We start from the raw sequence: 21,928 nt of genomic DNA, 5'->3' as shown, positions 1-21,928 counted from the left end.
TATGTCTTATCAGTATGTTAACGTTGTCACTATCAACAAAGTGGCGGTCATTGAGTTTAACTATGGCCGAAAACTTAATGCCTTAAGTAAAGTCTTTATTGATGATCTTATGCAGGCGTTAAGCGATCTCAACCGGCCGGAAATTCGCTGTATCATTTTGCGCGCACCGAGTGGATCCAAAGTCTTCTCCGCAGGTCACGATATTCACGAACTGCCGTCTGGCGGTCGCGATCCGCTCTCCTATGATGATCCATTGCGTCAAATCACCCGCATGATCCAAAAATTCCCGAAACCGATCATTTCGATGGTGGAAGGTAGTGTTTGGGGTGGCGCATTTGAAATGATCATGAGTTCCGATCTGATCATCGCCGCCAGTACCTCAACCTTCTCAATGACGCCTGTAAACCTCGGCGTCCCGTATAACCTGGTCGGCATTCACAACCTGACCCGCGACGCGGGCTTCCACATTGTCAAAGAGCTGATTTTTACCGCTTCGCCAATCACCGCCCAGCGCGCGCTGGCTGTCGGCATCCTCAACCATGTTGTGGAAGTGGAAGAACTGGAAGATTTCACCTTACAAATGGCGCACCACATCTCTGAGAAAGCGCCGTTAGCCATTGCCGTTATCAAAGAAGAGCTGCGTGTACTGGGCGAAGCACACACCATGAACTCCGATGAATTTGAACGTATTCAGGGGATGCGCCGCGCGGTGTATGACAGCGAAGATTACCAGGAAGGGATGAACGCTTTCCTCGAAAAACGTAAACCTAATTTCGTTGGTCATTAATCCCTGCGAACGAAGGAGTAAAAATGGAAACTCAGTGGACAAGGATGACCGCCAATGAAGCGGCAGAAATTATCCAGCATAACGACATGGTGGCATTTAGCGGCTTTACCCCGGCGGGTTCGCCGAAAGCCCTACCCACCGCGATTGCCCGCAGAGCTAACGAACAGCATGAGGCCAAAAAGCCGTATCAAATTCGCCTTCTGACGGGTGCGTCAATCAGCGCCGCCGCTGACGATGTACTTTCTGACGCCGATGCTGTTTCCTGGCGTGCGCCATATCAAACATCGTCCGGTTTACGTAAAAAGATCAATCAGGGCGCGGTGAGTTTCGTTGACCTGCATTTGAGCGAAGTGGCGCAAATGGTCAATTACGGTTTCTTCGGCGACATTGATGTTGCCGTCATTGAAGCATCGGCACTGGCACCGGATGGTCGAGTCTGGTTAACCAGCGGGATCGGTAATGCGCCGACCTGGCTGCTGCGGGCGAAGAAAGTGATCATTGAACTCAATCACTATCACGATCCGCGCGTTGCAGAACTGGCGGATATTGTGATTCCTGGCGCGCCACCGCGGCGCAATAGCGTGTCGATCTTCCATGCAATGGATCGCGTCGGTACCCGCTATGTGCAAATCGATCCGAAAAAGATTGTCGCCGTCGTGGAAACCAACTTGCCCGACGCCGGTAATATGCTGGATAAGCAAAATCCCATGTACCAGCAGATTGCCGATAACGTGGTCACGTTCTTATTGCAGGAAATGGCGCATGGGCGTATTCCGCCGGAATTTCTGCCGCTGCAAAGTGGCGTGGGCAATATCAATAATGCGGTAATGGCGCGTCTGGGGGAAAACCCGGTAATTCCTCCGTTTATGATGTATTCGGAAGTGCTACAGGAATCGGTGGTGCATTTACTGGAAACCGGCAAAATCAGCGGGGCCAGCGCCTCCAGCCTGACAATCTCGGCCGATTCCCTGCGCAAGATTTACGACAATATGGATTACTTTGCCAGCCGCATTGTGTTGCGTCCGCAGGAGATTTCCAATAACCCGGAAATCATCCGTCGTCTGGGCGTCATCGCTCTGAACGTCGGCCTGGAGTTTGATATTTACGGGCATGCCAACTCAACACACGTAGCCGGGGTCGATCTGATGAACGGCATCGGCGGCAGCGGTGATTTTGAACGCAACGCGTATCTGTCGATCTTTATGGCCCCGTCGATTGCTAAAGAAGGCAAGATCTCAACCGTCGTGCCAATGTGCAGCCATGTTGATCACAGCGAACACAGCGTCAAAGTGATCATCACCGAACAAGGGATCGCCGATCTGCGCGGTCTTTCCCCGCTTCAACGCGCCCGCACTATCATTGATAATTGTGCACATCCTATGTATCGGGATTATCTGCATCGCTATCTGGAAAATGCGCCTGGCGGACATATTCACCACGATCTTAGCCACGTCTTCGACTTACACCGTAATTTAATTGCAACCGGCTCGATGCTGGGTTAATGACTCGTCCCGTCACGATCTTCAGCAATATGCTGAAGCATCGTGGCGGTATAACGATGATTTCTGATTGAATAAAGATATTCCTGCATATACATCGGCCTGTGCGGTGCATCAAAATATTTCAGCGTTGCCGGATTCACCAGTCGCCAGGCAAAATGCGGGATCACCGTCAGAAAATGTCCGCGCTCCACGGCGCTGATTTTGGCCATAAAACTGTAGGGACGATAAATAATGGTTGGATTGATCCCACAAGGTCGCATATTCGCATCAATCATTGCTTCGAAGTTGGCCCGGTTCTGAAAGCGCATTTGTAGCCAGGGCAGCTCCTGAAGCAGCTCTTGCTCTTGTCGCTCTTCATAACGGCGAGAAACGAGAAAGCCTAATCGCAGCGGTGGTAGTTCACTGATAGTCAGGTTTTCCAGTTCCTGAACTCGTGCAGATACATGCTGTGGGGAGATAATAAAATCTAACTGGCGGTCAAAAAGATTATCGATAACGCCATTTTCGCTGAACTCAACTGGCTGGGCGGTCACGCCTTCATACTTATCTCCGAGACTAATCAACTGATCGAAAATAATTGTCGGATAAGTATTATCTATGCCAATCACAATTTCTCGTGAACGACGTCCTGAGTTATGGATTTCATTATCAATCGCAGAAAGCCGTTGATAAACCGGGAACAGTTTTTGATACAGTTCCTGTCCGGCTTTATTGAGGCTGATATTATTATCTTTGCGGGTAAATAGCGTATAGCCAATTTGTTCTTCCAGCGCGGCAATGCTTTTACCAAATGGCGAAGCCGTCATATGGATTTTTTCTGCCGCCCGGGCAATATTATTGGTTTGCGCTAATAAAATGAAATTGCGCATCTTTTTCGAAATAAAAATGTCCATCCCCCTCCCCCGCATCCTTGTCCGCTTAACCGTTTCAGTCAGCCTATCCTTGATGAAACCGCGAGCAAAGATAGGTGATTACGTCATGGTTTTACAGAAAATTACAGAAAAAGGAGGCAATATCGGGTAAAGGCATTAGCCCGACGAATACGTCGGGCTACAAATATTATTGTGCTGCAGGTGTTTTAGCGGGTTGTTGATCCACAGGTTCTAACTGGAAGACCACATCGACCTGATCATCAAACTGAATAGCGGCCTGCTCGTAAGTTTCCTGGGCGGACACCGGCGCGGCATCGGCTTTCATCATCCGCACCATTGGGCTGGGCTGATAGTTGGAAACATGGTAGCGCACGCTATATACCGGCCCCAGTTTACGATGAAAGCCGTTCGCCAGTTCCTGCGCCTGATGAATCGCGTTATCAATCGCTGCCTTACGCGCTTTGTCTTTATAGGCATCCGGCTGCGCCACGCCCAGCGACACAGAACGAATTTCGTTAAGACCCGCCTTCAGCGCGCCATCCAGCAAGGAATTCAGTTTGTCTAACTGACGGAGCGTGACTTCCACCGTTCTCACAGCGCGGTAGCCTTTAAGGATACTTTTACCATCCTGATAATCATAATCTGGCTGGGTGCGTAAGTTTGCTGAGCTGATATCTTTTTTCGCGATCTGATTGAGTTCAAGGAAGGAAATGTATTGTGCGACGCGCTCATCTGCCTGTTTCTTGGCAGTAGCGGCATCCTTCGCGGCCACGTTAACTTCAATCGCAAGAGTGGCAATGTCTGGCACCGCATCCACGCTTGCCGTACCGGAGGTGACAATATGCGGTCCATCCGGCAATTCGTTAGCCTGCGCTGCCATCCCGCTAATACCCATTAATGCCGCCAGGGCGATAACTTTGAACTTCACGTTAGTCTCTCCGTGTTAATTGACTTGCCCAAAATTCAGGACCTCTGGAGGCAAGCTTAGCGCCTCTGTTTTATTTTTCCATCAGATAGCGCCTAACTGAACAAGGCTTGTGCATGAGCAATACCGTCTCTCGCCAGCTGCAAGGCAATAAACCACATAACACATCCCACAACCAGATTGATAATGCGCTGTGCTTTTGCCGTGCGCAGACGCGGTGCCAGCCAGGCTGCGAGAAGAGCCAGACCAAAGAACCACAGGAAAGAGGCGCTAATTGTCCCGAGTGCAAACCAGCGTTTTGGTTCCACATCAAGTTGCCCGCCAAGGCTGCCCAGTACAACAAAAGTATCCAGGTAAACATGCGGATTCAGCCAGGTCACTGCCAACATGGTGGCGATAATTTTCCATCTGCCTTGCTTCATGACTTCGGCGCTGGCTAACTCAATATTACTGCTCATTGCTGTTTTAAAAGCGCCAAAACCATACCACAGCAAGAAGGCTACGCCGCCCCAGGTGACCAGCGCCAGCAACCACGGCGACTGCATCAATAACGCGCTGCCACCAAAAATCCCGGCGCAAATCAGGACCAAATCGCTGATAGCACAAAGTAAGGCAATCATAATGTGGTACTGACGACGTATGCCCTGATTCATCACAAAAGCATTTTGTGGACCGAGCGGTAGGATCATAGCCGCCCCAAGTGCAAGACCTTGAAAGTAATAAGAAAACACGTTGGATATTCCGAATTAAGTATCTGATGCAGAGACTATATCGCGGGATTGTTATTAGCGGAAATTGATAATATTAATTGGCAATCAGAAAAACTAATAAGAGAGAGGCCAGAGAGTATTATCTGGCCTCAGCGTTGATTACGCAGCTTTGTCTTCTTTCACCCGCTTAAAGTTCACATCCATTTGCGGGTACGGGAAGCTGATACCGGCGGCATCAAATTCACGTTTAATACGCTCCAGCACATCCCAGTACACGTTTTGCAGATCGCCGCTGTTGCTCCAGACGCGGACCACGAAATTAATCGACGATGCACCAAGTTCGTTCAGGCGCACAGTCATTTCGCGATCTTTCAAAATGCGATCTTCAGACTGGATAATATTGGTCAGGATCTGCTTAACCTGATCGATATCGGAATCATACGCCACGCCAATAATAAATTCGTTACGGCGAACTGGCTCGCGGGAGAAGTTAATAATATTTCCGGCAATAATTTTACCGTTCGGAATAACGATAATTTTACCGTCTGCAGTACGCATGGTGGTGGAGAAAATCTGCACACTCAGCACAGTACCGGCTACGCCGCCCAGGTCAACATATTCTCCGGCACGGAACGGGCGGAACATGACAAGTAACACGCCAGCGGCCAGGTTAGACAGTGACCCCTGCAAAGCCAGACCAACAGCTAAGCCTGCGGCACCGAGTACAGCAATGACTGACGCGGTTTGTACACCCACGCGTCCCAGTGCAGCGATTAGCGTAAAGGCGATAATACCGTAACGGACTAATGCAGAAAGAAAATCAGCAACAGTGGCATCGATTTTACGGGAGATCATCAGGCGATTCACCGCGTTGGAAATCATCCGCGCGATAATCAAACCAACGATGATGATCGCGAGTGCCGCCACGATGTTTACTGCATAACTTAGCAGCAGCGCCTGGTTAGCTACCAGCCAGCTTCCCGCGCCGTTTATGCTATCGACAACATTCAAATCTTCCATTCAATATTCCTTTTCAACTGACTCAAAATGGAGAAATACACTCCGCCGCCTTATGACGGGCAGTCTGACAAGGGTAAACAATAAAGCATAATTTTGCCAAATAGATCACAGATTTCTCATCTGAATCACCTTGCTTTTGGCGAAAAAATCCCCGCAGAGCGGGGCTCAGACAGATATCAATGTGCGCTTTGTCATGCCGGATGCGGCGTGAACGCCTTATCCGGCCTACAAAAACCTGCAAATTCAATATATTGCAGGATACGTGTAGGCCTGATAAGCGTAGCGCATCAGGCAATTTTGCTTTTGGCGAAAAAAAGACCCGCAGAGCGGGCCTTGAGATAAGCAGAAAGGAATATCTTACAGAACGTCGATCGCGTTCAGTTCCTGGAATGCTTTCTCCAGACGAGCGATCATCGAAGTCTGACCGGCACGCAGCCATACGCGCGGATCGTAGTATTTCTTGTTCGGCTGATCTTCGCCTTTCGGGTTACCCAGCTGACCCTGCAGATAAGCTTCGTTCGCTTTGTAGTAGTTCAGAACGCCTTCCCAGGTTGCCCATTGGGTATCGGTATCGATGTTCATTTTTACTACGCCGTAGCTTACGGAGTCTTTGATTTCCTGAGCAGTAGAACCGGAACCACCGTGGAATACGAAGTTCAGGCTGTTGTGCGGCAGGTTGTGTTTCTTGGAAACATATTCCTGAGAATCACGCAGGATGGTCGGAGTCAGAACCACGTTACCCGGCTTGTAAACACCGTGTACGTTACCGAAGGACGCTGCGATGGTGAAACGCGGGCTGATTTTGCTCAGTTCGGTGTATGCGTAATCAACGTCTTCCGGCTGGGTGTACAGTGCAGAAGCGTCCATGTGGCTGTTGTCCACGCCGTCTTCTTCACCACCGGTGCAACCCAGTTCGATTTCCAGAGTCATGCCGATTTTGGACATGCGCTCCAGGTATTTAGAGCAGATTTCGATGTTCTCTTGCAGAGATTCTTCAGACAGGTCGATCATGTGAGAAGAGAACAGCGGCTTACCGGTAGCTGCGAAGTGTTTTTCACCCGCGTCCAACAGACCGTCGATCCACGGCAGCAGTTTCTTCGCGCAGTGGTCAGTGTGCAGGATAACCGGAACACCATAATGTTCAGCCATCTGGTGAACGTGATGCGCACCAGAGATCGCGCCCAGGATAGCAGCACCCTGCGGAACGTCAGATTTCACGCCTTTACCAGCGATAAAGGAAGCACCACCGTTGGAGAACTGAACGATAACCGGCGCTTTAACTTTAGCAGCGGTTTCCAGTACGGCGTTGATGGAGTCAGTACCGACGCAGTTTACTGCTGGCAGTGCGAAGTTGTTTTCTTTTGCTACCTGGAAAACTTTCTGTACGTCATCACCAGTGATTACGCCAGGTTTTACGAAATCAAAAATCTTAGACATGTCTCTTGTCCTGTATCGTCGGGCCTTATACTCGTCATACTTCAAGTTGCATGTGCTGCGTCTGCGTTCGCTCACCCCAGTCACTTACTTATGTAAGCTCCTGGGGATTCACTCTCTTGTCGCCTTCCTGCAACTCGAATTATTTAGAGTATGAAAAATTGCGTGCTCTAAAAGCGCGCTGAAACAAGGGCAGGTTTCCCTGCCCTGTGATTTTTTACTTCTTAGCGCGCTCTTCGAGCATCGCTACTGCAGGCAGTACTTTACCTTCCACGAATTCGAGGAATGCGCCGCCGCCAGTGGAGATGTAGGAGATTTTGTCAGCAATGCCGAACAGGTCGATTGCTGCCAGAGTGTCGCCGCCGCCAGCGATGGAGAACGCTTCGCTGTCTGCGATAGCGTTAGCCACGATTTCAGTACCTTTGCGGAAGTTCGGGAATTCGAACACGCCAACCGGACCGTTCCACAGAATGGTTTTCGCATTCTTCAGGATTTCAGCCAGTTCCTGAGCGGAAGCATCACCGATATCCAGGATCTGCTCGTCAGCTTTCACATCGTTAACAGATTTCAGGGTAGCCGGTGCAGTTTCAGAGAACTCGGTTGCTACGCGAACATCAGACGGAACCGGGATGTTGCAGGTGGTCAGCAGACGTTTAGCTTCGTCAACCAGGTCAGCTTCGTACAGGGATTTACCCACATCGTGGCCTTGTGCCGCGATAAAGGTGTTAGCGATACCACCACCAACAATCAGCTGGTCAGCGATTTTAGACAGGGAGTCCAGAACGGTCAGTTTGGTAGATACTTTAGAACCACCAACGATAGCCACCATCGGGCGAGCAGGTTCTTTCAGTGCTTTACCCAGCGCGTCCAGTTCAGCTGCCAGCAGCGGGCCTGCGCACGCAACGTCAGCGAATTTACCGATACCGTGAGTAGAAGCCTGCGCGCGGTGAGCAGTACCGAATGCGTCCATTACGAACACGTCACACAGTGCAGCGTATTTTTTGGACAGGGTTTCGTCGTCTTTCTTCTCGCCTTTGTTGAAGCGAACGTTTTCCAGAACAACCAGTTCACCTTCAGCAACGTCAACGCCGTCGAGGTAATCTTTAACCAGACGAACCGGGTTAGACAGTTTGTCTTTCAGGTAGTTAACAACCGGCAGCAGAGAGAATTCTTCGTTGTACTCGCCTTCGGTAGGACGACCCAGGTGGGAAGTTACCATCACTTTTGCGCCTTGTTTCAGGGCCAGTTCGATGGTCGGCAGAGAAGCACGGATACGCGCGTCGCTGGTTACTTTCCCGTCTTTTACTGGTACGTTCAGATCCGCACGGATAAATACACGTTTCCCAGCAAGATCCAGATCGGTCATCTTAATTACAGACATGGTGAATCCTCTCGTTGATTCTAAAAGTTTTGCAGACGCTGCTTGCGTCTTACCTGAAAGCAACAGTAGCCATAGCTAACGTCGTGTCGAGCATTCGGTTAGCAAAGCCCCATTCGTTATCGCACCAGACCAACGTTTTGATCAGGTGTGCGCCACTGACCCGGGTTTGGGTGCCATCGACAATGGCACTGTGCGGATCGTGGTTAAAATCTACAGAGACCAACGGCAATTCCGTATAGTCAACTATACCATGAAATGCACCTTGTGCTGCTTTTTGCAGCAACAGGTTGACTTCATTGGCTTTTACAGGTTTCTTCACCGTCACGCTTAAATCGATTGCCGTCACATTTATGGTTGGCACACGTACCGCAATCGCTTCAAAGCGATCGTTAAATTGCGGAAAAAATCGTGTGATACCGGCGGCCAGTTTAGTATCGACCGGAATGATCGACTGGCTGGCTGCCCGGGTGCGACGCAGGTCAGGATGGTATGCATCAATAACCTGTTGATCGTGCATGGCGGAGTGAATTGTGGTCACAGTGCCGGACTCAATACCGTACGCATCATCTAACAATTTGATGACGGGAATTATGCAATTCGTGGTACAGGAAGCGTTAGAAACGATGCGGTGTTCCGCACGAAGTTGATCCTGATTGACGCCGTAAACAACGGTCGCGTCGAGATCGTTACTGCCAGGATGTGAAAAGAGCACTTTTTTGGCCCCGGCGGCAATATGCGCTTCGCCATGCTCGCGGGAGCCATATACGCCGGTGCAGTCGAGGACTACATCAACGCCAAGTTCACGCCAGGGGAGCGATTGCAGTGAACGTTCATGCAATACGCGGATGGCGTCATCACCAACAAAAAGTTGATCGCGTTCCTGTCGTACTTCCCATGCAAAACGGCCATGGCTGGTGTCATATTTCAACAAATGCGCCATGCCCGCAGCATCCGCCAGTTCGTTGATTGCCACCACGGTAATTTCCGCCCGGCGTCCGGATTCATACAAAGCACGAACCACATTACGCCCGATGCGACCGAAGCCATTTATCGCTACGCGTACGGTCATAGATCTCCTGCAAGGTTTTCCCTGAGCAAATTTGCCAGACAGAGTAATCCAGCAAATCGTCCGGGGAAACCTTACCTGTCGCAAACTGCGACTGATTGGTTAATTGTCGAACATTTAATCGACTGAAACGCTTCAGCTAGGATAAGCGAAACGTGGAATAAAAGGAATGTTTGTCCAGCCGAAGAAGACATTTATCTGACTCACATCACACTTTTATCCCCTTTTGTGGGAAGCTTTATTCCAGGCTGGCGTAATAATAACCCTACAATAACTGGAATAAATTGTCAGCTTGTGAAGTGATACCGGCCTTCTTCAGTCATCTCTACTATCAGATTGGCCTGACGGCTATTCATCAGCACACGCTCGACATTGGGGCCATCGGTGCGGGCATAAAATGCTTCGGCTACTTGCCGCGTTAATCCTCCCGCAATTTTACGACTAATCAAGCGCTCCCGCAGAATTTGAGCAGGTGCATGAATAAAAATAGAAAAATCGCAGAAAGATGCCAACTCCAGCCACTTTTCATCATCCAGTAACAACCAGTTTCCTTCGACGATGACGAGTGGTGCGGTAACGTGCAACGCATCTTCAACAGGTTCATGCTTTTGTCGATCGTACTGCGGCCACGTACAATCCCCTTCCACGACCTGGCGCAGATTTTCCGTCAGTTTCGCAACGTCAAATGTCTCTGGTGCGCCTTTGAAGGGGCGCAATTGATGCGCATCCAGCCAGCTATTGTAATGGTGAAAACCATCCATCGGGAGCGTCTGAATAGCGGGCAGTTCCGGGTCTTGTTGCGCGAGATATTCCCAGAAGGTGGTTAGGGTTGATTTACCCGTCCCCGGCGGAGCGCAAAGAAAAACCACCGTACGCCGCTGCGGATTTACCGTCTGTAAGGCCGCCAACATGTGCAGCAACGGTTTATGTACATTTTCAATCTCTTCGTTCTGGTACTGTGCCTGTATCTTCAGCCCATTCACCGTTAATTCAATTTTCACGGCGTTAATTCCTTTAAGGTGGTCGTTACTGCCAGCGTCAGCGCCGTTTTGACCATTCCGCTAAAACGCGCCTCTGACCAGACGGCGAAATCGGCGAACTTCATCGCTTTCAACGCGTCATAGAGCGTCGCATTGCAGGTTATGCTATTGACGTTGCTGATAAAATCCCAGGTCATGTCATCGGCAAATCCGGGCGTTTCATCCTGTTCGTTCAGGTAATGCCAGAACTGGGAAAAATGCGTGATATCGGCGTACAACCATTTATCCATTTTCCCCAACGCATAAATCAAACGCAGTGCAACATCAATATCGTCAAGCGGGCCGCTTTGGGCGAGTAACGGCTTCACTGCATATTCCACGATCTCTTCATCGTTATCGACAAACAGCGACGGCAGAAACTGGCGTATCCCCTGGAGCAAAATGGTATGCGCAGTTTTCATAAATGAAAATAAATTGTCCTGTGCATCCAGTTGCTCAAGCACATCATCTTCTGTCAGCGTCGCCATTGGTCTTCCGATAGATCACCATCAATGCAGGGAGTCTATTATATTACACGTTTGGTCCGCGCCGCCGATCAGTAATGTCTGCGTCCGCACCCCATTCGCCGTCTGTTGGATACCGTTCACCAGCTCACCGCCCGTCACGCCCGTAGCGCTAAAGAGGATATCGTTCCCCCTCACCAGTTCATCGAGCGAGTACACACGGTTAACGTCAACGCCCATTGCCTTGCAACGCTTGCGCTCCTGCTCTGCAATCTGCCGATTTTCCGTGTAATCCCCTTTAGCCTGGCAAAAGTCAATCAGCTCGGCCTGCATATCCCCGCCTAATGCTTTAACGGCACAGGCAGAAATCACGCCTTCTGGCGCACCGCCGATGGTGTACATCACATCGTAAGGATTATCCTGCCAGCAGGTCAGCACGCTGGCGGCGACATCGCCATCCGGCAGGGCAAAAACCTTCACGCCCAGCTGTGTTGCTTCCTCAATCGCGGCACTCAGGCGCGGTTTATCCAGCGTAACCATGCGCAGCTTATCCAGCGGTTTGCCTAACGCTTTCGCCACGTTGCGCAGGTTGTCCGTCAGAGGCAAAGACAGATCAATCGCGCCCGCCGCCAGCCGATTAACAACCAGCTTTTTCATATACATATCGGGCGCATGTAACAGGCTATCTCGAGGGGCGAAAGCCATGACCGCCAGCGCATTGCTCTGCCCCATCGCCACCATCCGCGTGCCTTCAATGGGATCAACCGCGATATCGACTTCTGGCCCATCGCCTTTGCCCACCTCTTCGCCAATCCACAGCATCGGCGCATGGTCAATTTCTCCTTCGCCGATAACCACTCGTCCACGAAAAGCGACGTCGTTTAATGCCTGGCGCATCGCGGTGACCGCCAGGCCATCAATTTTATTTTTGTCGCCACATCCGGTTTGCGGCCAGGCAGCCAACGCTGCCTGTTCCGTAACGCGAAATAATGGCCACGCCAGGGACATCATTGCGCGGCCTCCCCGATATCAACGCCAAATTGTGCCAGCAGATATTTCTCGGCCTGTTCATTCCAGATGCCGTGCGTTTCCTCAACCAGCCGCGCCAACTCTTTAAACAGCGGATCGGTTTTGCCTTTTTCGGCAAAATCGGCAATGGCAGTGAGCGGCATGGTCACGCCGTTATAAATGAGTTTTTTACCGCCAGGGATATCCGGCAGATTGAGCACGGTTTCTGGCACCGCATCCAGGCCACCGATATGGGTCACCATAAACGACGGCTGTAACTGCCCAGTGGCGCTAAGGGCAATCGCCTCTTTCATGTCGTCCGTTGAACCGCCAGATGTACCGACGACGTGCGTGCTGTTGTAATGGACGTTGTAGAAATTAAACGGCACTTTGAAGTTTTTATCCGTCGGCCCGGCAAAGAAGTTCAGACAGCCATCTTCCGCCAGTAATTCATCAGCCATCTCAACGACAGCAGGCACCGCCGCATAAACAAAAATGTCATCGAACCCGGCATCTCCTGTCAGCGCCCGCAGCATCTGGACAGGATCGCTCATCCCTTTGGTATTCACATACACCAGCTCAATGCCTTTACTGGCCGCCAGTTCCACCGGCAGCAGCTTCTGTACCTGCGCCAGACGTTTGTCGTCGATATCGACCACCACCACCCGCGACGGTTGTATGCCGCCGTTAATGGCGTAATCGATAGCGCCAATGCCCATCGGACCTGCACACGCCAGCAGTGCAATATTGCCGCCAGGTTTGACGCCCATGCGATGCTCATAAACATATTGCGTGGTGTGATAATTGGCATGATAAGCACCAATAATGCAGCACATAGGCTCTGCCAGCGACGCCGCAGCAAAATAAGAGCCGTGATACGGTAATACGCAGCCCAAATTAATGGCGATTTCGGGAATAATCATATAAGTGGCATTGCCGCCAAAATATTCGTAGCTGTAGCCCGCTGAATATCCGCTTGGTAACCCCATCGCCGGTTGCAATACAAAACGCTGGCCTTTTTTATATTTGCCAGTGAGATTTTTACCCACTTCGACAATAACCCCGGCACATTCATGCCCGGTAATGACCGGATGATTTTCTAAATCGTCGGGTACGCGTTTATGTTCACTACCGAGTAACGCCGCTTTCCAGGTCGATAAACAGACGCTGTCAGAAATTACACTCACCAGTAATTCATTATCGGTAATTTCTGGCAGTTCAAATACGCGCAGACGGACATCCCGCTTGCCATAAATAGCAGCAACTTTGGTTTTCATTTTTACCTCTGTAATCAGTGTTTATGTTCGGCGGTTAATTGATTAAATAAAGTGTCGAGTTTTGGATCGCCAATATAGTTATTAATCAATATCAGTGGTTTATCCGTCACACGTTTCACGCGCCCTTCCAGACTGGCATGAGTAACGACGATATCCGCATCCGCAGGCACGTTTTCTATGGCGTAATGTTTTACTTCAATTGCCAGCCCCGCTTTTTCCAGGCGTTTACGGAAGGTGGTCGCGCCCATCGCACTGGAGCCCATCCCCGCATCGCAAACAAAGGCGATACGCTTAACCCTGCTTAACGAGAATGCACCCTCTTGTTTCATCGCCTTAACCGCATTGGCTGACTGAGCAAACTCATCTTCGCTCTCCGTTTCCACCGTTTTTTCCATCTTCAGTATCAGCGAAGTAATAGCAAAGGACACCAGGGTACCTACCGTAACACCGGCAATTGTCGCCAGGAACGAGCCTTTCGGCGTCAGTGCCAGGTAAGCAAAGATAGACCCCGGACTTGGGCCAGCCACCAGACCACCGTCCAGTAAGTTAAACATCCAGGTGCCAGACATACCGCCCGCAATCATGGCAATAATGGTCAGCGGCTTCATCAGCACATACGGGAAATACAGTTCGTGGATCCCACCGAGGAAGTGAATAATCATCGCCCCGGGCGCAGAACGTTTACTCATCCCTTTACCAAACAAGGTAAACGCCAGCAGCAGCCCCAGGCCCGGACCTGGGTTAGAGGCCACCATAAAGAAGATGGATTTACCGTTAACCGAAGCCTGTTGCATTCCCAGCGGATAATAGACGCCCTGATCGATCGCATTATTGAGGAAAAGCACTTTCGCCGGTTCATTGATGACTGACAACAATGGCAGATAACCCGCATGTACCAGCGCCTCAATACACTCTTTGACGAAAGTATTGGCAATTAACACCGCCGGGCCGATCACTTCAAAACCCAGCAGACAAAGGAGCATCCCCACGATACCTAATGAGAAGTTATTGATAACCATCTCAAAACCAGCAGGTATGCGTTTTTCCAGTGCCTTATCAACATATTTTATGACCAGCCCACCGAGCGGCCCCATAATCATTGAGCCAAGGAACATCGGGATCTCTGCGCCGACGATCACACCAATAGTACCTATTCCGCCCATGACCGCGCCGCGTTTACCGCCGACCAGATGACCACCGGTAGAACCAATCATCACGGGCAATAAATAGGTAATCATCGGGCCGACAATTTTGGCGAAATGTTCGTTAGGCAGCCAACCGGTGGGAATAAATAACGCAGTAATAAAACCCCAGGCAATAAAAGCACCAATATTGGGGATGACCATTGCAGTCAAAAAGCCCCCAAAAGCCTGGACCTTTGCACGAGCAGACTTGTTTTCCATAATATTATCCTGTAGAGGAGAGAGTAATTATCCGCGGCTGATAATGTCCGCTAATTGTTTTTCTGATGATGCTGTTAAGAGTTGTTCGAGTATTTCTTCTTCGCACAGTAATTCACTTAACGCCTGAATAGCGCCAATGTGCGAATCGGCATCGGCAGCAGAGAGTCCGATGAGTAATTTAATTGGTTCGTCATTCCCCGGAAAATAAACACCTTGTTCAAGTAATGTCAAAGACATCCCGGTTTTAAGCGCCCCACATTCCGGTCGCGCATGAGGCATTGCCACGCCTGGTGCGAGAATATAATAAGGGCCATTGTTAATGGTGGAATCTTTAATTGCCTGAATGTAATTCTCGCTGATATAGTTTTTATCCAGCAATGATACCATCGAGAAATCGATAGCTTCCTGCCAATCTTTTGCTGAATGTATAACTGAGATTGATGATTCTGGAAAATAATCACTAAGCCGCATAAATTATCCTTATTTTATTTTTAGGGTACCGTCCGGCGGTAAAAATAAAATACTCGTGCGGTTTAATGAAAGCAATTGAGCAGGGAAACCGGTGTTTTGAAAACAGTTAATTATTAATTTCTTATATAACATTGAGTTATAGTTATAACAACAAATGTCAATACGCATATCGTGATGCATATTACATAATTGATATTTATTGCATATAAATATTTGTGATCTACAACACGCTTTATCTATTGCTTGTCCGCAAACGGACATATCAAGGTAATAAAAAAGGTCGCCGAAGCGACCTTTTTACCCGAAATGCTAATTACAGCAGTTCTTTTGCTTTCGCAACAACGTTATCAACAGTGAAGCCGAACTCTTCAAACAGCAGCTCTGCCGGAGCAGATTCACCGAAGGTGGTCATACCGACGATAGCACCGTTCAGGCCAACATACTTGTACCAGTAGTCAGCAATACCCGCTTCTACAGCAACGCGTGCAGTAACCGCTTTCGGCAGTACGGATTCACGGTAAGCAGCATCCTGCTTGTCAAATGCGTCGGTAGACGGCATGGACACCACGCGCGCTTTCACGCCTTCGGCAGTCAGTTTTTCGTAGGCAGCAACAGCCAGTTCAACTTCTGAACCGGTAGCGATGAAAATCAGTTCCGGCTGACCGGCGCAGTCTTTCAGCACATAACCACCGCGCGCGATGTTTGCCAGTTGCTCTTCAGTTCGTTCCTGCTGCGCCAGGTTCTGACGGGAGAGGATAAGCGCAGTCGGGCCGTCCTGACGCTCAACGCCGTATTTCCACGCGACCGCGGATTCAACCTGGTCACACGGACGCCATGTAGACATGTTCGGGGTCACGCGCAGAGAAGCGACCTGCTCAACCGGCTGGTGAGTCGGGCCATCTTCGCCCAGACCGATGGAGTCGTGGGTGTAAACCATCACCTGACGCTGTTTCATCAGCGCAGCCATACGTACGGCGTTACGTGCGTATTCCACGAACATCAGGAAGGTGGAGGTGTACGGCAGGAAACCACCGTGCAGGGAGATACCGTTAGCAATCGCGGTCATACCGAACTCGCGAACACCGTAGTGGATGTAGTTACCTGCAGCATCTTCGTTGATTGCTTTAGAACCAGACCACAGGGTCAGGTTAGACGGTGCCAGGTCAGCAGAGCCGCCGAGGAATTCAGGCAACAGCGGGCCGAACGCTTCGATAGCATTCTGCGACGCTTTACGGCTGGCGATTTTCGCCGGATTAGCCTGCAGTTTAGCGATAAACTCTTTCGCTTTGGCGTCGAAGTCAGACGGCATTTCGCCTTTCATACGGCGGGTAAATTCAGCCGCTTCCTGCGGATAAGCTTTCGCGTAAGCCGCAAACTTCTCATTCCATGCAGATTCTTTCGCCTGGCCTGCTTCTTTCGCATCCCACTGAGCATAGATTTCAGACGGGATTTCGAACGGCGCGTATTTCCAGCCCAGCTGTTCGCGGGTCAGGGCAATTTCAGCGTCGCCCAGCGGCGCACCGTGGGAGTCGTGGGTACCGGCTTTGTTCGGGGAACCGAAACCGATGATGGTTTTGCACATCAGCAGGGACGGTTTGTCAGTCACTGCGCGCGCTTCTTCTACTGCGCGTTTGATGGATGCCGCGTCATGACCGTCGATGTCGCGAATAACGTGCCAGCCGTAAGCTTCGAAACGCATTGCGGTGTCGTCAGTGAACCAGCCTTCAACGTGACCATCGATTGAGATACCGTTGTCATCGTAGAACGCAATCAGTTTACCCAGCTTCAGCGTACCCGCCAGAGAGCAAACTTCGTGGGAGATGCCTTCCATCATGCAGCCGTCGCCCATGAAGGCGTAGGTGTAGTGGTCGACAATGTCGTGACCTGGACGGTTAAACTGCGCCGCCAGCGTTTTTTCTGCAATCGCCATACCGACTGCGTTGGCAATACCCTGACCCAGCGGACCGGTGGTGGTTTCCACACCAGCGGTATAACCTACTTCCGGGTGGCCCGGAGTTTTAGAGTGCAGCTGACGGAAGTTTTTCAGTTCTTCCATCGGCAGATCGTAACCGGTGAGGTGCAGCAGGCTGTAGATCAGCATGGAGCCGTGGCCGTTGGACAGCACGAAGCGGTCACGGTCAGCCCAGGACGGATTCTGCGGGTTGTGTTTCAGGAAATCACGCCACAGGACTTCGGCAATGTCAGCCATACCCATAGGGGCACCCGGGTGACCGGATTTGGCTTTCTGTACTGCGTCCATGCTCAGCGCACGAATAGCATTGGCAAGCTCTTTACGTGAGGACATTTTGACTCCAGATCGGATGATGAAGGGCACGCCCTTAACGACTTGACGACAGCGCGTTTTGGGCTACGCCGGAAAATTTGCCAACAATTTACCGCAAGCCGCGCGTCATGTACATGGAACATCCTTTTGCTGCTTCAGAAATCTCTGGATCATGCTCGCATGTTGCGCAATCTACTCGCCCGTCCGTTGCGCTTTTCCTTATACTGAGACTGAGCGTCGATTCACCTGCAAACGGCGCATTTTTAGAATAATCCTGACCTTGTGCGGAAGAGAAAACATGAAAATTCGCGCCTTATTGGTAGCAATGAGCGTGGCAACGGTACTGACCGGTTGCCAGAATATGGACTCCAACGGACTGCTCTCATCAGGAGCGGAAGCTTTTCAGGCTTACAGTTTGAGTGATGAGCAGGTGAAAACCCTGAGCGATCAGGCATGTCAGGAGATGGACAGCAAGGCGACGATTGCGCCAGCCAATAGCGAATACGCTAAACGTCTGACAACTATTGCCAATGCGCTAGGCAACAATATCAACGGTCAGCCGGTAAATTACAAAGTGTATATGGCGAAGGATGTGAACGCCTTTGCAATGGCTAACGGCTGTATCCGTGTCTATAGCGGGCTGATGGATATGATGACGGATAACGAAGTCGAAGCGGTGATCGGTCACGAAATGGGGCACGTGGCATTAGGCCATGTGAAAAAAGGAATGCAGGTGGCACTTGGTACAAATGCCGTGCGAGTAGCTGCGGCCTCTGCGGGCGGGATTGTCGGCAGTTTATCTCAATCACAACTCGGTGATCTGGGCGAGAAATTAGTCAATTCGCAATTCTCCCAGCGCCAGGAAGCAGAAGCCGATGATTATTCTTACGATCTTCTGCGCCAACGCGGCATCAGCCCGGCAGGTCTTGCCACCAGCTTTGAAAAACTGGCAAAACTGGAAGAAGGTCGCCAAAGCTCAATGTTTGACGACCATCCTGCATCCGCCGAACGCGCCCAGCATATTCGCGATCGTATGAGCGCAGATGGGATTAAGTAAAGCCTGGTGGTGTCGAACGTAGGTCAGATAAGGCGTTCACGCCCCTTCTGACATGAATGGCACATTTGTTACCCTGTGCGCATTGCCGGATGCGATGCTGGCGCATCTTATCCGGCCTACGGGTGCCGAACGTAGGTCGGATAAGGCGTTCACGCCGCATCCGACATTAATGGCACGTTTTACCCGTGCGCATCGCATCTGGTGCTTACTCGCCCTTTTTCGCCGCCTGAATATAGAGCATCTCCAGCGCCAGCGTCGCCGCAGCCAGAGCGGTGATTTCCGACTGATCGTATGCCGGAGCCACTTCCACTACGTCCATCCCAACGATGTTGAGATCTTTCAGGCCGCGTACCAGTTTAATGGCGCGATCGGAGGTCAGGCCGCCAATCACTGGCGTACCGGTTCCCGGCGCGAAAGCAGGATCCAGGCAGTCGATATCAAAGGTCAGGTAAACCGGCATATCACCCACAATCTGTTTCACTTGGGCGATAACGTCATCCACGCTGCGATCGTTCACCTGGCAGGCGTCCAGCACGGTAAAACCGTTGTCTTTATCAAACTCGGTACGAATACCAATCTGCACGGAATGATTCGGGTCGATCAGACCTTCTTTCGGCGCGGTATAGAACATGGTGCCGTGGTCAAATTCACAACCGTTCGCGTAGGTATCGGTGTGGGCGTCAAAGTGTACCAGCGCCATTTTGCCGAAATGCTTCGCATGAGCACGCAGCAGCGGCAGCGTAACAAAGTGGTCACCACCGAAGGAGAGCATACGCTTACCGGCAGCCAGCAGCTTCTCGGCGTGCGCCTGCAGCTTCTCGCTCATCTCACGGGCATCGCCAAAGGCATATACCAGATCGCCGCAGTCCACGACGTTCAGACGCTCACGCATGTCGAAATTCCACGGGAAGCGGTTGTGTTCCCAGGCCAGATTCGTCGAAACCTGACGGATCGCTGCCGGACCGTGGCGACCACCCGCACGGCCAGAGGTGGCCATGTCGAACGGCACGCCGGTGATCACCCAGTCGGCATCGCTGTCATACGGCTGGAAGTTCATCGGCAGGCGTAAAAAACCAAAGGCGTTGGAAACCAGTGAGTTATCGTATTGATGACCTAAGGTGCTCATGGATGGACTCCTATTACAAAGTCGATATAAAAAAACCCTTCCGCGTCGTTAGGCCCGACGAGGAAGGGTTGGATTTGTCACAATAAATTGTGGCGGATTATCACCGCTAAATTAAGCGGATTCAAGTAACACAGGACTTACTCATCTTCAAGATAAGTATAACCGTACAAACCTGCCTCGAACTCTTCAAGGAACTGTTGTTGCAGTTCAGCATCAAGATCGGTTTTCTTCACTTGATCGCGGAACTGGGTTAACAGCGTTTTCGGATCGAGCTGTACATATTGCAGCATGTCTGCCACGGTATCGCCTTCGTCAGACAGTTCTACTTCTACGCTACCGTCAGGGAACACGAACACGTCAACCGCTTCGGTATCACCGAACAGGTTGTGCATATTGCCAAGGATCTCCTGATATGCGCCGACCATAAAGAAACCGAGCATCGGCGGATTCTCTGGATCGTACTCCGGCATTGGCATTGTCGTGGCAATACCATCACCATCAATATAGTGGTCGATAGCACCGTCAGAGTCACAGGTAATATCCAGCAGCACAGCGCGACGTTCCGGCACTTGATCCAGCCCTTCCAGCGGCAGAACCGGGAACAACTGGTCGATCCCCCATGCGTCCGGCATTGACTGGAACAGCGAGAAATTGACGTACATTTTGTCCGCCATACGTTCCTGCAGTTCGTCGATTATCGGACGATGCGCACGGTTTTGCGGATCCAGTTGCTTCTGCACTTCATGGCACATGCTCAGATAGAGTTGTTCTGCCCATGCACGTTCTTGCAGGCTAAAGGTGCCGGAAGAGTAGCCGATATGAATGTCGTGCAGATCCATCTGACTGTCGTGTAACCATTCACGCAGAGAACGGCGAGTTCCCGGTTCGTGCATCTCCTGCCAGGTTTCCCACATGCTTTGCAGCGCGCGCGGCGCATCTTCTGCAGGCGCGGTCGGCACCGTGTATTCGTTACGTTCCACGCCGATGATATTAGACACCAGCACGGTGTGATGCGCAGTCACCGCACGACCCGATTCGGTGATTACCGTCGGATGCGGCAGACCGTTTTCTTCACACGCATCACCAATCGCCCAGATGATGTTGTTGGCATATTCATTGAGGCCGTAGTTTACGGAGCAGTCAGACTGCGAACGGGTGCCTTCATAGTCCACGCCCAGACCGCCGCCGACGTCGAAGCACTGAATATTGACGCCCAGCTTGTGCAGTTCCACATAGAAACGCGCCGATTCACGAACGCCTGTGGCGATATCGCGAATATTCGCCATCTGCGAACCGAGGTGGAAGTGCAGTAGTTGCAGGCTGTCGAGACGCCCGGCTTCACGCAGGGTTTCAACCAGTTGCAGTACCTGAGTCGCAGCCAGGCCGAACTTCGATTTTTCCCCGCCGGAGGACTGCCATTTACCCGAGCCCTGCGAAGCCAGACGTGCACGCACGCCCAGACGAGGAACGACATTCAGACGTTCTGCTTCATCCAGCACAATGGCGATTTCTGACATCTTCTCAATGACCAGGTAGACCTTGTGGCCCATCTTCTCGCCAATTAATGCCAGGCGGATATATTCGCGGTCTTTATAACCGTTGCAGACGATGACGCTACGGGTCATGCCAGCATGTGCCAGCACCGCCATCAACTCTGCTTTCGAGCCTGCTTCCAGTCCCAGCGGTTCGCCCGAATGAATCAGGGACTCAATCACGCGGCGGTGCTGGTTAACTTTGATCGGATAAACAAGGAAGTAATCGCCGTTATAGCCGTAGGATTCCCGCGCACGTTTGAACGCGGCGTTAATGGAACGCAAACGGTGCTGCAGGATCTGTGGGAAACAGAACAGTGCAGGCAGACGCTGACCCTGTGCTTCACGAGTTTTCACTAACTGCGCGAGATCGACGCGAGCTTCCGGGACGTCCGGGTCCGGGCACACGCTGATGTGGCCCAGCTCGTTAACGTCATAGTAGTTATTGCCCCACCAGGCAATATTGTAAGTACGCAGCATCTTGCTGGCTTCCTGGGAGCTCATTGCAACCTCCTGCATGGAGCGTAGTACACCGTGTTCGCCCGCTGACGAAGGCAAACCCATAGACATGTCGTCAGACATAGCGAACC

At 51.1% G+C, this 21,928-nt stretch carries 19 protein-coding genes; 3 read left to right on the top strand and 16 right to left on the bottom strand.

What is annotated here, in order from left to right; translation table 11 throughout:
* The first annotated feature begins 1 nt into the window (after window position 1).
* Together scpB and scpC are read left to right on the top strand one after the other, a co-directional pair.
* Window positions 2–787: a methylmalonyl-CoA decarboxylase gene (scpB, locus tag ACJHX3_RS20225; protein ID WP_000122080.1), complete on the top strand. Its 786-nt coding sequence runs from the start codon at window positions 2–4 to the stop codon at window positions 785–787.
* 23 nt (window positions 788–810) lie between these two features.
* Entirely contained in the window at window positions 811–2,289 is a 1,479-nt protein-coding gene (gene scpC / locus ACJHX3_RS20220) for a propionyl-CoA:succinate CoA transferase (protein ID WP_094321963.1), read from the top strand.
* Here scpC and srsR read toward each other — a convergent pair.
* The 14 genes from srsR to tkt form a co-directional block, all read right to left on the bottom strand.
* Window positions 2,286–3,182 (bottom strand): LysR family transcriptional regulator SrsR, encoded by an 897-nt coding sequence (gene srsR / locus ACJHX3_RS20215; protein WP_000350807.1) that lies wholly within the window; start codon window positions 3,180–3,182, stop codon window positions 2,286–2,288. The genes scpC and srsR overlap by 4 nt on opposite strands.
* A gap of 166 nt (window positions 3,183–3,348) precedes the next feature.
* Window positions 3,349–4,089: an oxidative stress defense protein gene (locus ACJHX3_RS20210; RefSeq protein WP_000669834.1), complete on the bottom strand. Its 741-nt coding sequence runs from the start codon at window positions 4,087–4,089 to the stop codon at window positions 3,349–3,351.
* A gap of 92 nt (window positions 4,090–4,181) precedes the next feature.
* A complete protein-coding gene (gene argO / locus ACJHX3_RS20205) occupies window positions 4,182–4,817 on the bottom strand; it encodes an arginine exporter ArgO (protein ID WP_000493352.1) in 636 nt (211 codons plus the stop codon).
* A gap of 138 nt (window positions 4,818–4,955) precedes the next feature.
* A complete protein-coding gene (gene mscS / locus ACJHX3_RS20200; RefSeq protein WP_000389818.1) occupies window positions 4,956–5,816 on the bottom strand; it encodes a small-conductance mechanosensitive channel MscS in 861 nt (286 codons plus the stop codon).
* Between the two features lie 357 nt (window positions 5,817–6,173).
* Window positions 6,174–7,253: a class II fructose-bisphosphate aldolase gene (fbaA, locus tag ACJHX3_RS20195; protein WP_000034372.1), complete on the bottom strand. Its 1,080-nt coding sequence runs from the start codon at window positions 7,251–7,253 to the stop codon at window positions 6,174–6,176.
* 214 nt (window positions 7,254–7,467) lie between these two features.
* Window positions 7,468–8,631 (bottom strand): phosphoglycerate kinase, encoded by a 1,164-nt coding sequence (pgk, locus tag ACJHX3_RS20190; protein ID WP_000111269.1) that lies wholly within the window; start codon window positions 8,629–8,631, stop codon window positions 7,468–7,470.
* Window positions 8,632–8,680: 49 nt separating this feature from the next.
* Complete coding sequence (gene epd / locus ACJHX3_RS20185) at window positions 8,681–9,700, bottom strand: erythrose-4-phosphate dehydrogenase (RefSeq protein ID WP_000218480.1); 1,020 nt, start codon at window positions 9,698–9,700, stop codon at window positions 8,681–8,683.
* 284 nt (window positions 9,701–9,984) lie between these two features.
* Window positions 9,985–10,698, bottom strand: coding sequence for a nucleoside/nucleotide kinase family protein (locus ACJHX3_RS20180; protein WP_094321962.1), 714 nt, complete (start codon window positions 10,696–10,698; stop codon window positions 9,985–9,987).
* Window positions 10,695–11,204, bottom strand: coding sequence for a fumarase E (fumE, locus tag ACJHX3_RS20175; RefSeq protein ID WP_000224146.1), 510 nt, complete (start codon window positions 11,202–11,204; stop codon window positions 10,695–10,697). Before fumE ends, ACJHX3_RS20180 begins: the two co-directional genes overlap by 4 nt.
* Before the next feature lie 21 nt (window positions 11,205–11,225).
* Window positions 11,226–12,191 (bottom strand): class II fructose-bisphosphatase, encoded by a 966-nt coding sequence (glpX, locus tag ACJHX3_RS20170; RefSeq protein ID WP_000987283.1) that lies wholly within the window; start codon window positions 12,189–12,191, stop codon window positions 11,226–11,228.
* Window positions 12,188–13,465 carry a zinc-binding dehydrogenase gene (locus tag ACJHX3_RS20165; RefSeq protein WP_000853247.1) on the bottom strand — a complete coding sequence of 426 codons (1,278 nt, stop codon included), beginning with the start codon at window positions 13,463–13,465 and terminating at the stop codon, window positions 12,188–12,190. Before ACJHX3_RS20165 ends, glpX begins: the two co-directional genes overlap by 4 nt.
* 14 nt (window positions 13,466–13,479) lie before the next feature.
* A complete protein-coding gene (gene cmtA / locus ACJHX3_RS20160; RefSeq protein ID WP_094321961.1) occupies window positions 13,480–14,868 on the bottom strand; it encodes a PTS mannitol transporter subunit IICB in 1,389 nt (462 codons plus the stop codon).
* Between the two features lie 27 nt (window positions 14,869–14,895).
* Window positions 14,896–15,339 carry a PTS mannitol transporter subunit IIA gene (gene cmtB, locus ACJHX3_RS20155; protein ID WP_001239650.1) on the bottom strand — a complete coding sequence of 148 codons (444 nt, stop codon included), beginning with the start codon at window positions 15,337–15,339 and terminating at the stop codon, window positions 14,896–14,898.
* Window positions 15,340–15,652: 313 nt separating this feature from the next.
* Window positions 15,653–17,644 (bottom strand): transketolase, encoded by a 1,992-nt coding sequence (tkt, locus tag ACJHX3_RS20150; protein WP_000098614.1) that lies wholly within the window; start codon window positions 17,642–17,644, stop codon window positions 15,653–15,655.
* Between the two features lie 277 nt (window positions 17,645–17,921).
* Here tkt and loiP point away from each other — a divergent pair, with 277 nt between their 5' ends.
* The gene (gene loiP, locus ACJHX3_RS20145; protein WP_001295379.1) at window positions 17,922–18,680 is read left to right on the top strand and encodes a metalloprotease LoiP; all 759 of its coding nucleotides are present in this window, start codon (window positions 17,922–17,924) and stop codon (window positions 18,678–18,680) included.
* Window positions 18,681–18,885: 205 nt separating this feature from the next.
* On the opposite strand, the gene speB is transcribed toward loiP, so the two are convergent.
* Both speB and speA read right to left on the bottom strand, forming a co-directional pair.
* A complete protein-coding gene (speB, locus tag ACJHX3_RS20140) occupies window positions 18,886–19,806 on the bottom strand; it encodes an agmatinase (RefSeq protein ID WP_000105566.1) in 921 nt (306 codons plus the stop codon).
* A gap of 137 nt (window positions 19,807–19,943) precedes the next feature.
* The gene (gene speA, locus ACJHX3_RS20135) at window positions 19,944–21,920 is read right to left on the bottom strand and encodes a biosynthetic arginine decarboxylase (protein ID WP_001295380.1); all 1,977 of its coding nucleotides are present in this window, start codon (window positions 21,918–21,920) and stop codon (window positions 19,944–19,946) included.
* Window positions 21,921–21,928: the final 8 nt, after the last annotated feature.

Origin of the sequence: Escherichia sp. WS1265, assembly GCF_046487585.1 — a bacterium.
Taxonomy (GTDB): Bacteria; Pseudomonadota; Gammaproteobacteria; order Enterobacterales; family Enterobacteriaceae; genus Escherichia; species Escherichia coli.
The sequence above is the reverse complement of the archived record's forward strand: the minus strand, read 5'-3'. Positions and strand labels throughout refer to the sequence as shown.